Genomic DNA, 12,277 nt, shown 5'->3' on the forward strand with positions numbered 1-12,277 from the left:
TTAATATATTCAAATTTAAGTAATTATTTTTTGATTAGTAATGCTATATTCTCCACGTGGTGCGTTTGCGGGAACATATCTACCGGTAGTATTTTCACAAGGGTGTAATGTTCTTTCATCAAAGCCAGATCTCTTGCCTGCGTCGCTGAGTTACAGCTTACATACACCACTTTTTCCGGTGCCAGCTTCAGGATCTGCTCCACTACTTTCTGGTGCATTCCGTCTCTTGGTGGGTCGGTAATTAAAACATCTGCTTTCGGGTGGTTTTCCAGGAATTCATCGTTGAAGACATTTTTCATATCTCCACAATAGAATGTAGTGTTGGTAAGACCATTTAATTCAGCATGTTCAATGGCTGCATCTATAGCTTCCTGAACAGATTCTATCCCGATCACATGTTTTGCATTTCTGGCCACATACTGAGCAATAGTTCCTGTCCCTGTGTAAAGGTCATAAACTACTTCATCACCTTTTAAATCCGCAAACTCAAGGGTTTTTCTGTAAAGTTCTAATGCTTGTTTGTAATTGGTCTGAAAGAATGATTTCGGTCCGATTTTAAACTTCAGCCCGTCCATTTCTTCCATCAGGAATCCTTCTCCGAAATAGATTTTAACATCTAAATCATAAATGGAATCATTCTGTTTTGGATTGATGGCATACACCAATGTTTTGATCTGTGGGAATTTTTCAAGTAAAAACTGGAAAAGCTTTTCTCTGTTTTCTTTTTCTTCTCTGTACAGCTGGAATAAGACCATCCACTCTCCTTTAGAGTTTTGTCTCATCATCAGTGTTCTCAGGAATCCTTCCTGATTTTTCACATCAAAGAAATCGAATCCATTATCTACCCCGAATTTTTTCACAGCCAGACGAATCGCATTGGAAGGCTCTTCCTGAAGGAAACATTCTTTAAGATCCAGGATCTTGCTCCACATTCCCGGAATATGGAAACCAAGAGCGTCTTTGCTTCCGAAATTTTCTTCAGAGCTTATTTCGTGTTGAGTCAGCCATCTCGCGTTTGAGAAAGAAAACTCCATTTTGTTTCTGTAGAAATACTGTTCTTCGGCACCTAAAATCGGAACGGTTTCAAAGTCTTCAATTCCACCGATTCTTTTGATATTATTGTATACTTCTTCCTGTTTGAAATCAAGCTGTTTTTCATAGCTCATATTCTGCCATTTGCATCCTCCGCAAGTTCCGAAATGAATACATTTAGCTTCCACTCTGTAGGGAGAAGGCTCCACTACTTCCACGGTTTCCGCTTCATAGTATTTGGACTTGGATTTCTTTACTCTGGCATTCACTACATCTCCGGGAACGGCTCCAGAGATCAGTACCGTTTTTCCTTCTTCTGTTCTTCCTATCGCAACGCCTTTCGCCCCTGCCCCGAACAGCTTAATATTTTCAAGAATAATATCTTTCTTCTTTCTCATCCGTAAACTCAATTTCTTTAACGCACGAACGAAACTCTCCAGTCTCATCCGCTAATTCTATTTCTATTTTTTCTAATATATCCCGGAAAACCATCCGGGTTCAATTTGCAAAAATACAATAAAAAAAAACCTTATCCGAAGATAAGGTTTCCATCTATATTAAAGTTTATTATTTTGTAGGAGCAGGCTGTGGATTTACAGGTTGTCCTGAAGGATCTATCATCATTCCCGGCTGCATTTGCATAGGCTGTTGCTCTACTTTAGGTGCAGAAAGACCTGTAAGTTTGTCAAGGATAGTTACAACCTCCTGCTCACCTAAGTTTACAAAAGATCTGCTTGCGATCTTACCGTCTTTATCCACTACGATGAAGCAAGGTAATTTAAATCCGTACACCCCATATTTTTTAGCGATATCAGATTCCAAACCTTTTTCTCCGTATACATTGGTTCCAGGAATTCCTTTTAATAATGCACTGCTTGTTTTTACAAACTGATCTTTAGTATCGTCTACGTTTACAAAAACAAAGTTCATTTTAGATTTATAGAAATTCACTACTTCTTTTAATACCGGTACAGTAGCTTCGCTGATGTAAGGGTTCCAAGAAGCGTAGAAGAACAACATGTAAGGTTTTCCTTTGTTTTCAGAAAGCTGGTAAGATTTACCGTCTGCTTTTACCAATGAACCTTCAGGAGCAACTTCTCCTACTTTAAGTCCGTTGATAGCGATCTGCATTTTACCTAAATCAGCTTTGATACCACCATCTGTAATATCTGTATCGATAATTTTTTTGATCTTCTCTGTATTTTTTGCAGGAGCACCCGGATGAATATCCTGAGCTACTACAAATGCCAAAAGATAATCTTTAGCAGTCTGCGATACTTCTTTTCTGTCTTTCAGGAACTGTGCGAAAACTTCAGAAGTGATAACATCTGTTTTTCCTTTTGTTTTAGCTTCAGCAAATTTCTGGAAGTCCGGACTCATTTTCACAAGAAGATACTGTCTGTATAATGGAATAGTTTTTACCATTAAGTCTTTGTTCTCTTCTAATTTAGTCTCATAATCCGTGAAAGCTTTTGACACTTTAAATGAAGGATTTCCTGACATCTGACGCTGCGCCATTTCATAGTTGGCCAAAAGGTTCAGAATAGTCACTTTCACGTCATTCTTTTTCCACTCAAGCATTCCTTTGCCCGGGTTGTTTTTCTTAGCAAGGTCATCCACATTTTTGTTGATATCAGCTTCGATTTTCTGCGCTCCTTTCAAGAACGTTTTTTCATCACCTGACATTAGCTGCTGGATGTTGATTTTACTTCCGTACTCACCTAAAAATTTTTGGCTCGCCTGAAGGAAATCATTATTTTTCTTAGCGTCTCCTGTAACTACGAATTCATTTGGAAAGGTCATTGAGTTTCCAGAAATGTTTAATTTCTGTCCGCCTTCTAGATAAATCAGATTTTGTCTTCCTGCATAGTTGATCACATACATTCCGTCTTTAGGAGCATCAAAGCTTCCTGTAAAGTTTCCATTTTTATCTAAACCTATATTAACAAGTGGAAGTGTTGCTACACCAGAAGCTTCAACGAATTCAATTCTTTCGAGCGGTGAACTTCCGGCAATCTTTCCTTTTACTTCAACTTTTTTTGAACAAGACATCACAAATACTGTGATGATAAACAATAAAAGATATTTTTTCATTTCAATTTTAATATTACACAAAAATACGTTTTTTACGGCTTGTTGATTAACACTATTTATTTTTTTTGAAAATTTTATGAAATCCTATGGAGAGGGCCTTTGAAGCCATTTTATCTGCTTAGATTTTTAGTTCTCGACAAAAATCTATGAGTGAGGATTGCTTCTCTTTTCGTAAATAGTGTTCACCAAATATAGACTTATTAAATAAAGAATGTCTTATCTGCTCAACAACTTAACAAATTTTAACAACTAAAAGCATAGTATAACATGTGTTAGGGCTAAAACGTTTTTTTGGTGACAGGTATTAGGTGGCAGATGTCAGGTAGCAGGTGGCAGGTAGCAGGTGGCAGGTTGTAGATTGTAGGTTGTAGGGATTGTTCCGAAGGTTGAAATTATGGTCTTTGATTTTAGTAAGAGCTAAGTCCTAGCTCATATCCCGAAACTCATAACTCATAACTCATAACTCATAACTCATAACTTATAACTCAGCTCAGGTTAATACAAAAAAAAATCGTCTCCATAATGAAGACGATTTATATATATATTTCGAATAGATTCTATCCTTTGTCTACCATAGCAGCCATATATTCTCTGTTCATTCTGGCGATGTTTTCAAGAGAAATTCCTTTTGGACATTCTACTTCACAAGCACCTGTATTTGAACAGTTTCCGAATCCTTCTTCGTCCATAGCTTTCACCATGTTCAGAACTCTTCTGCTTGCCTCTACTCTACCCTGAGGTAAAAGAGCATACTGAGAAACTTTTGCTCCAACGAATAGCATTGCAGATCCGTTTTTACAAGTCGCTACACAAGCACCACATCCGATACATGCTGCAGCATCCATTGCTTTGTCTGCATCTTCTTTAGGAACCGGAATTGCATTAGCGTCCAAAGTATTTCCTGAAGTGTTCACCGAAATGAATCCACCTGCAGCCATTACTCTGTCGAATGCGCTTCTGTCTACCATTAAGTCTTTAATAACCGGGAAAGCAGCACTTCTCCAAGGCTCAATAACGATGGTTTCACCGTCTTTGAACATTCTCATGTGAAGCTGACAAGTCGTGATACCCGTATCCGGACCGTGCGCTCTACCATTGATGTAAAGAGAACACATACCGCAGATTCCTTCACGACAGTCGTGGTCGAAAGCGATAGGTTCTTTTCCTTCGTTAATAATATTTTCATTCAAAATATCTAACATTTCTAAGAAAGAAGAATCTGTAGAAACATCTGATATCTTGTAGGTCTCAAACTGACCTTTAGTTTTGCTATTTTTTTGTCTCCAAATTTTTAGGGTAAGATGAAGGCCTTTTTTTGCACTCATAATTATTTATTTATAGGTTGGAGATTATTTGTAACTTCTTGCTTTAACTTCAATGTTTTCGTAGATCAGATCTTCTTTGTGCAGAACTTCAGTGGTGATATCATCTGTTTGATATTCCCAAGCTCCCACATATTTGAAGTTAACATCGTCTCTTTCTGCTTCCCCTTCTGAAGTAGCATGATCTTCTCTGAAGTGTCCTCCACAAGATTCGTTTCTGTGTAGAGCATCAATAGCCATCAATTGTCCAAGCTCGATGAAATCTGCTACTCTGAATGCTTTTTCAAGTTCAGTATTCATTCCATCGGCATCACCAGGAACTTTAACGTCTGCCCAGAATTCTTTTTTCACCTGAGCGATTTCAGCAATAGCTTCTTTCAAGCCTTCAGGAGTTCTTCCCATTCCCACCTTATTCCACATGATGTGTCCTAATTTTTTGTGGAAATGATCTACAGAATGAGTTCCTTTATTATTTAAGAAGAAATCTACTTTATCTTTAATTCCTTTTTCAGCCTGATCAAAATCTGCAGAGTTTGTAGGAATTGTTCCTGTTCTGATGTCTGCTGAAAGATAATCTGCAATCGTGTAAGGAAGTACGAAATATCCGTCTGCCAAACCTTGCATCAAAGCAGAAGCTCCCAATCTGTTAGCTCCGTGATCTGAGAAGTTAGCTTCACCGATTACGAAACATCCAGGGATTGTAGACTGTAAGTTATAATCAACCCAAACACCACCCATTGTGTAGTGAACCGCAGGATAGATCTTCATTGGCGTTTTGTAAGGATCATCGGCTGTAATCTTTTCGTACATTACGAATAAGTTACCGTATTTCTCCTCGATCCAGGCTTTTCCTAAATCATAGATCTGCTGATCTGTAGGATTGTGAATATGTTTTTCGATAGCGGCTTCTTTACCTTTTTTGATAATCTCTGTAGAGAAATCTAAGTAAACACCTTCTTTAGTATCATTATTCTCGATTCCGAAACCAGCATCACATCTTTCTTTACCAGCTCTGGACGCAACGTCTCTAGGCACTAAGTTTCCGAATGCAGGATATCTTCTTTCTAAATAATAATCTCTATCTTCTTCTTTAATATTTTCAGGTCTTAATTTCCCTTCTCTGATGGCTACAGAATCTTCGATTTTCTTAGGAACCCAGATTCTTCCTGAGTTTCTAAGAGATTCAGACATCAAAGTCAGTTTAGACTGCTGTGTTCCGTGAACCGGAATACAAGTCGGGTGAATCTGTACATAACAAGGGTTGGCGAAGTATGCTCCTTTTTTGTGAATCTTCCATGCTGCAGAAACGTTGGATCCCATAGCATTGGTAGAAAGGAAATATACGTTTCCGTAACCTCCCGAAGCAATAACTACTGCGTGAGCAGAATGTCTTTCGATTTCACCTGTTACCAGGTTTCTTGCGATGATCCCTCTTGCTTTTCCGTCTACAATAACAAGATCAAGCATTTCATGACGGTTGTACATTTTGATTCTTCCTTTACCGATCTGACGGCTCATTGAAGAATAGGCACCTAGCAATAACTGCTGTCCTGTCTGTCCTTTTGCGTAGAATGTTCTTTTTACCTGAACCCCACCAAATGAACGGTTATCTAACTGACCGCCGTAATCTCTTCCGAAAGGTACTCCCTGAGAAACACACTGGTCGATGATATTGGCAGAAACTTCAGCTAGTCTGTAAACGTTAGCCTCTCTCGCTCTGTAGTCACCACCTTTGATGGTGTCATAGAATAATCTGTATGTAGAGTCACCGTCACCCTGATAGTTTTTAGCGGCGTTGATACCTCCCTGTGCAGCAATAGAGTGTGCTCTTCTTGGAGAATCCTGGTAGCAGAATGCTTTTACGTTATATCCCTGCTCAGCTAATGTAGCTGCAGCAGAACCTCCTGCCAAACCTGTCCCTACAACAATAATATCAATCTTATCTCTGTTGTTTGGTGCAACAAGGTTCATATGGTCTTTATGATGCTTCCATTTATCCTTTAAAGGACCAGCCGGAATTTTTGAATCTAATTTACTCATATTGGTATATTGATATTATTGAGTTACGAAGTGAAAAATTGCAATAAAAATAAAACCTGCAGGAATAAGGATGGAATACCATTTTCCAAAAGCTTTAATTACCGGAGTATATTTCGGATGTCTGGCACCAATAGACTGGAACGAAGATTGGAAACCGTGAGCCAAATGCAGTCCAAGCAAAACAAAAGAGATCACGTATAGTGCAACTCTCCAAAGATCTGCAAACTTCTCATGTAACTCCGGCCAGAAACGTTCCGCATCAGGAGCAATTCCTTCCACATACTTGTAGTTGATTTCATGTAGCCAGAAATCATATAAGTGAAGCGCAAGGAAAGCCAAAACAACTGCACCTGAAATAATCATATTTCGGGACATCCATGAAGAGTTCACAGAAGGGTTGTTTGAAGCGTACTTTACCGGACGCGCTTTATTGTTCTTAATTTCCAGTACAAATCCCATGATGAAATGGAAAAGAACTGCAAAACCAAGAACAGGCTGCATTAAGAACTGCACAAAAGGATTATAGCCCATAAAATCTGATGCTGTATTGAATGCATCACGATTCAGGACTGATAACAAATTGGTCGTCAAATGCAGTATAAGAAAGATCAGCAAAAACATAGCTGATAATGCCATCGCATATTTTCTACCTATCGTAGAACTCGTTAAACCTGCCATATAAGTTTAAATTTGAATTTCCCACAAAATTAAGAAATGTTAACAATATCGGGAAGTGAGAAATCTCACAATTAGCCAGTTTGTAATCTTTCTAAATAAGAATCTAAGGCATTGTGTGAGGATAAAATGCAAAATACCAATTATTATTTTAAATCATATATTTTGCCGTTAAAAACCACTTTTTGGGCTGCTTTTGGAAAAGTCTTAATTTCCATATTGCGGATGCGTCTTGAAGCGCAATAAGGAGCTGCTATAAAACTCATTAACTTCTTTTCATCCGAATTTTCAACCGCCCAGAAACAGACTTTGTTCCCCTTCTTTACGGACAATACCTTGGTTGTATTAAAATCATGAATAAGGAGCTCATTCTTCCTGTTTTCAAAAATAGTAAACGTAGTTCTGAGGATAAAAAAGAGGAGAACAATTTTTACAAGTTTCATTGAATTTTTAAAATTAATTTTTAAAAGCAATGATCTCAGCCAATAAACCACAGCAAATAAAATCAAAACCTCAGCAATATTCATCGGAATATTGGAAAAAAAGAGCAAATCCGTTTCCGCAAACCAGTGGATCAGTTTTAGTAAAATCTGAATTGAACCATCGTAAATGGCATTGATTAAGCTAAAGTCTATCTGCAGACCAATAAGAATCGTTACCAGAAATGAAAACACAATGATGAGCTCTGAAAAGGGGACAATCACGATATTCGCTGGAATAGAAACCAATGAAAACTGATGAAAATAATAAAGAACCAACGGAAGTGTCGCCAATTGTGCAGAAAACGATATCGTCACCGCATTGAAGAAGAGTTTTTTTAAGTAGCCATCCTGTTTGGGGAAGTATTTTAAAAGGGGTTGATTCAGCCAGTAGATTCCTAAAACAGCCAGAAAGCTAAGCTGAAAACCAACGTCAAAAATTTGCTGCGTATCTGCAACCAGAATAATCATTGCCGACAGGGATAAAGAATGTAATAAATCCGGTTTTCTCTGCAAAATCACATAGACAAAATAAACCGTCAGCATCATACAGGAGCGCATCACAGAATTCCCGAATCCAATAAATGCAGCAAAAAGCCAAATGAAAGAAATACTGGTAACAATCGCGTATTTTCTGAGCCTGAGAGGGCTGAATCTGGTTAAAAGAAAGTAAAATATTCCAAAGATCACCACGATATGTGTTCCTGAAATAGCAAGCAGGTGAACCATCCCAGACCTGTTAAAATCCTGCACCGTTTCCGGATCCGTTTCCGTTCGGTCGGCTAGGATAATTCCTTTTAAAAATGCTCTGGTTTTGGGTGACATTTCAGCGCTATCGATCTTCTGTAGTAGTTTAAAACGATGCTGCTGAATCCTTTCATTGAAGGTCAGATCACCTCTATTGGCGAAGGAAATTCCTTTAGAGATATAGCACTGGTATTCAATCTTTTTCCTTTTTAAATACCCGGCATAATCAAACTGAAAATCATACTGTGGCGGCCTCGGCTTTGAGAGATAGGCATCTGCTTTATAATAATGTTTAAAATCCAGTTCTTTATCTTTTTTCGGGAGATACATAACAGCATTAAAATTTTCTTTTTCCGTAGAAACAAGGGCTTCATATTTTTTATATTTCTCGGTAGAATTTAATTTCTTCGAGATCTTAAAAGTGATCATTGCATTTTGAGGAACTGAAGAATGATCAGATGAAAAGCTGCTGAAAAAATGAAGGATGATTCCTGTTCCGAAAAACATCAGTCCCATTAGAAAAGCCCTTATGCTATGCAGAAAGTAAGAATGAAAAAGAAATGAAAGCAGAATCAGCAGGCAGCCCGCAAAAGCCACGTAAATCAAAACTTCTTCCAAGACCAATTTGTCCTGAAAAAAGATTCCGAGGATAAAACATAGGGTCAGAATAAGAAGCGGCTGTTTGTTCAAATGATGTTATTCTTGATAATCAAAAAATAATAATTTATCTGACTCTTCAATAACACAGATTTTGCAGAATTCTGATGTCATCTTCTTCCAAATGACTAACTGAGGGCTTGATTATTTACTACTAAATTAGATTTACACAAAAAAAGAAAACTGCCTCGATGAGACAGCTTTTGTATTTGAAAAATATCTGCAAAGGCAGACTTATTTTTTAATTAAAATTTTAAATAAAATATCATCCGAAGTAATAAATTCTACGTTTTAAGAATTGAACTTATTTCGCTTTTAAAAATCGGTCCGTTAATCTTCTGGTTTCTTTGATATAAAGCTGCGGATCTTTTCCATAATCTTCATATTTGAAATTGCCTGTCTTTTTTGGAATTGCCGGTTCTATCTGTGTTCCTTCATGCCATTCATTGAAAGAAGTAATTCCTATGAAATTCGGATTAAGTTTTGCTGCTGCATCAAACATTCTCTCATAGTATTTCCCGTTTTCCCTACTTTTAAAATTGGCTTCATTCCATGGTCTTATCCTTGTGTCAGAATATCCTGGGCCTACACAAGGAATAAAAATAAGCTTGTGATCTTTTGCATATTGAGAAAGATACGTCCAGTTGGAAGTTGTGCTCCCGAAAACAAAGCCTTCACTGGCAAAATAAGTATAAAAACCGTCAAATCCGGAGGTTTCAAAAAACTTAGCATGTTCTTTTTCAACCCACAAACCGATGTACAACCCGTCCAGCTCTGTATGTCTAACTGTTTTTTCTCCTTTTTCAGATAATAGTTTTGACCATTCTTCCGGAGCGATTTTATAACTGTCATATACGTAGTACAGAGGCTTTCCGTCTTTCTTATAAAAAGCGTGATGCTGAGAATAGGTCTTTACCAGATACGAAAGTTGATCTCTAAGTTCTGTAATGTTTTTATAGAATGGCTCTATGTGAAAAGCAACCTTCAAGTCAAACTCATCAGCGATATCCAGATATCTGGAGATACTTTTATCCACAAACGAATCTTTTCCAAGCCAGCTCAAAACAACGACTCCCACACCGGAATCTTTAATCATTTTCATGTGCTTTTTAATGATCGCCGGATCATTGGAACTGTAATTTCCCAACTCCGGGTAGAAGTTGGCTCCGATATCATCTCCTCCTTTGTAATGTCCTAAGTTGTTCCACTTCGGATTGCTCCAGTGTGGCAGAATATCATGATTCCAGTGGTCATATTTTCCATCCACAGCAGGGTTCGCGTACCAGCCGTAATAGAAGATCTGAACCTGCTCACGGGATTTAGTTTGTTGAGCAAAACTTTTCAGGGAAAAACCCGTCAAAAGAATGAATATAAGTAAGCTTTTAAAATTCATTTTAATAAAAATTTAAATCCATGAAACCATTCAGCATAAAATCAATCGCAAATGTGTACTAAACACTTAAAATCACCTCAGCAGCCTTTTCACTGGCTCCTTTTCCTCCAAGTTTTTCTCTTAAAAGACTGTAATCTGCCAGAACCTGGTTTCTTTTTTCTCCTTCTATCATTTTATTCAGTTCTTCCACGAGATTTTTGGTATTCAGATCGGTCTGGATCAGTTCCTTTACTACTTCCCTGTCCATAATCAGATTGACCAGAGAAATATATTTGATATTTTTCACCAGCCTTTTTGCGATGGCGTATGAAATTTTGCTTCCACGGTAGCAGACTACTTCCGGAATATTCAACAAAGCCGTTTCCAGAGTTGCCGTTCCTGAAGTGACAAGCGCAGCTTTTGAACATCGAAGCAAATCATAAGTTCTGTTGGAAACAAAATGAACATTGTCATCTACATATTTCTGATAAAATTCTTTCGTAAGACTTGGTGCACCGGCAATCACAAACTGATAGTTTTTAAAGTAAGGCCTCACGGAAAGCATGATTTCAAGCATCTTTTCAACCTCCTGTTTTCTGGAACCGGGAAGAAGCGCAATAATCTCTTTCTCGTTCAGTCCGTTTTCTTTTTTAAATTCTTCCGTACTGATTTCTTTTAAACTTGAAATAGCATCCAGCAACGGATGTCCCACAAAATGGGAATGAACCCCATGTTTTTTATAAAAATCTTCTTCGAAAGGAAGAATAACCATCATTTCATCCACATATTTTTTAATGATTTCTACCCGGCCTTCTTTCCAGGCCCAGAGCTGTGGAGAGATGTAATAAACCACTTTGATCCCCAATTCTTTTGCAAAACGGGCAATCCTTAAGTTAAATCCGGGATAATCGATCAGAATCAAAACATCCGGTTTATTATTTTTGATGTCTTCTTTACAGAATTTGATATTGTTGAGAATGGTCCTCAGATTCATCGCCACTTCCAGAAACCCCATAAATGCCAGATCCCGGTAATGTTTTACCAATGTACCGCCCTGTGCTGTCATAAGATCTCCGCCCCAGAATCTGATTTCCGCCTGCGGATCTTTCTGTAAAAGGGCTTTCATTAAATTGCTTCCATGCAGATCACCGGAGGCTTCTCCTGCAATAATGTAATATTTCATTTCTTCCGAAATCTTTTATTTGTTTTTATAGCCATCACAAACCTTCCCTGATTTCGCTTTCCAGAATGATTTCGAATTATGGGAGGTTTCTATGGTAAGGATAGAGAACAAATTAAGGTTTACATGATCTTAATTTGTAAATTTGTCCAAAGATAATGATAAAAAATGTCAGAAGAATTTGAAATCCGAAATAAAGTTGCTGAAAGCGGCCTTGTGAATTTTGACTTATCCACTCTGATTCCTAAGGGGATAAGAAAGGGTATTGACCTTAAGGATTTTCTTTTCCAGGAAATGATCCTGAAGGAAAAAGACTTCAGGGAAAAAGTAGATGCTATAAATCCTGAAGAATACAAAGACGCTTACATCTATATTTACAATTCTGTGGATACTATTGTTCCGCTGTGGGCTTATTTTGTCCTGACAGCCAAACTTACTGATGTGGCCAAAAAAATCATTTTTGGGAATCGTGAAGATCTGGAAGTGATCATTATGCATAACGTTATTCAGACTCATGATTTTGAAGATATGAGAGGAAAACGAGTTCTGGTAAAGGGATGTTCGGATAAAGAAATCCCTGAAAATGCTTACATAGAACTGGTTGAGCAACTAAAACCAATCGTTAAATCTCTAATGTTTGGTGAAGCCTGCTCCTTTGTTCCTATTGTAAAGAATTAAT

The 12,277-nt window shown here is 37.7% G+C and carries 9 protein-coding genes; 1 reads left to right on the forward strand and 8 read right to left on the reverse strand.

The window, feature by feature from the left end:
- Positions 1-23: 23 nt before the first annotated feature.
- The 8 genes from rlmD to lpxB form a co-directional block, all read right to left on the reverse strand.
- Positions 24-1,430 (reverse strand): 23S rRNA (uracil(1939)-C(5))-methyltransferase RlmD, encoded by a 1,407-nt coding sequence (rlmD, locus tag BM143_RS16515; RefSeq protein WP_090025623.1) that lies wholly within the window; start codon positions 1,428-1,430, stop codon positions 24-26.
- Positions 1,431-1,599: 169 nt separating this feature from the next.
- Positions 1,600-3,126: a TlpA family protein disulfide reductase gene (locus tag BM143_RS16520; RefSeq protein ID WP_090025625.1), complete on the reverse strand. Its 1,527-nt coding sequence runs from the start codon at positions 3,124-3,126 to the stop codon at positions 1,600-1,602.
- 557 nt (positions 3,127-3,683) lie between these two features.
- Positions 3,684-4,451, reverse strand: coding sequence for a succinate dehydrogenase/fumarate reductase iron-sulfur subunit (locus BM143_RS16525; protein ID WP_034723328.1), 768 nt, complete (start codon positions 4,449-4,451; stop codon positions 3,684-3,686).
- A gap of 24 nt (positions 4,452-4,475) precedes the next feature.
- A complete protein-coding gene (locus BM143_RS16530) occupies positions 4,476-6,488 on the reverse strand; it encodes a fumarate reductase/succinate dehydrogenase flavoprotein subunit (protein WP_034723327.1) in 2,013 nt (670 codons plus the stop codon).
- 15 nt (positions 6,489-6,503) lie between these two features.
- Positions 6,504-7,166, reverse strand: coding sequence for a succinate dehydrogenase cytochrome b subunit (locus BM143_RS16535; protein WP_034723325.1), 663 nt, complete (start codon positions 7,164-7,166; stop codon positions 6,504-6,506).
- Between the two features lie 143 nt (positions 7,167-7,309).
- Positions 7,310-9,079 (reverse strand): ComEC/Rec2 family competence protein, encoded by a 1,770-nt coding sequence (locus tag BM143_RS16540; RefSeq protein ID WP_090025626.1) that lies wholly within the window; start codon positions 9,077-9,079, stop codon positions 7,310-7,312.
- Positions 9,080-9,350: 271 nt separating this feature from the next.
- A complete protein-coding gene (locus BM143_RS16545) occupies positions 9,351-10,439 on the reverse strand; it encodes a glycoside hydrolase family 99 protein (protein ID WP_090025628.1) in 1,089 nt (362 codons plus the stop codon).
- A 58-nt stretch (positions 10,440-10,497) separates the two neighbouring features.
- Positions 10,498-11,601 carry a lipid-A-disaccharide synthase gene (gene lpxB, locus BM143_RS16550; RefSeq protein ID WP_090025629.1) on the reverse strand — a complete coding sequence of 368 codons (1,104 nt, stop codon included), beginning with the start codon at positions 11,599-11,601 and terminating at the stop codon, positions 10,498-10,500.
- 165 nt (positions 11,602-11,766) lie between these two features.
- On the opposite strand from lpxB, the gene BM143_RS16555 reads away from it, so the two are divergent.
- Positions 11,767-12,276 (forward strand): DUF2480 family protein, encoded by a 510-nt coding sequence (locus tag BM143_RS16555; RefSeq protein ID WP_090025631.1) that lies wholly within the window; start codon positions 11,767-11,769, stop codon positions 12,274-12,276.
- Position 12,277 lies beyond the last annotated feature (1 nt).

Origin of the sequence: Chryseobacterium oleae (genome assembly GCF_900115055.1) — a bacterium.
Classification (GTDB): domain Bacteria; phylum Bacteroidota; class Bacteroidia; order Flavobacteriales; family Weeksellaceae; genus Chryseobacterium; species Chryseobacterium oleae.

Coding starts and splice junctions, on each gene's coding strand:
- rlmD (WP_090025623.1), bottom strand. CDS start 1,430: ATGAGAAAGAAGAAAGATATTATTCTTGAAAATATTAAGCTGTTCGGG.
- BM143_RS16520 (WP_090025625.1), bottom strand. CDS start 3,126: ATGAAAAAATATCTTTTATTGTTTATCATCACAGTATTTGTGATGTCT.
- BM143_RS16525 (WP_034723328.1), bottom strand. CDS start 4,451: ATGAGTGCAAAAAAAGGCCTTCATCTTACCCTAAAAATTTGGAGACAA.
- BM143_RS16530 (WP_034723327.1), bottom strand. CDS start 6,488: ATGAGTAAATTAGATTCAAAAATTCCGGCTGGTCCTTTAAAGGATAAA.
- BM143_RS16535 (WP_034723325.1), bottom strand. CDS start 7,166: ATGGCAGGTTTAACGAGTTCTACGATAGGTAGAAAATATGCGATGGCA.
- BM143_RS16545 (WP_090025628.1), bottom strand. CDS start 10,439: ATGAATTTTAAAAGCTTACTTATATTCATTCTTTTGACGGGTTTTTCC.
- lpxB (WP_090025629.1), bottom strand. CDS start 11,601: ATGAAATATTACATTATTGCAGGAGAAGCCTCCGGTGATCTGCATGGA.
- BM143_RS16555 (WP_090025631.1), top strand. CDS start 11,767: ATGTCAGAAGAATTTGAAATCCGAAATAAAGTTGCTGAAAGCGGCCTT.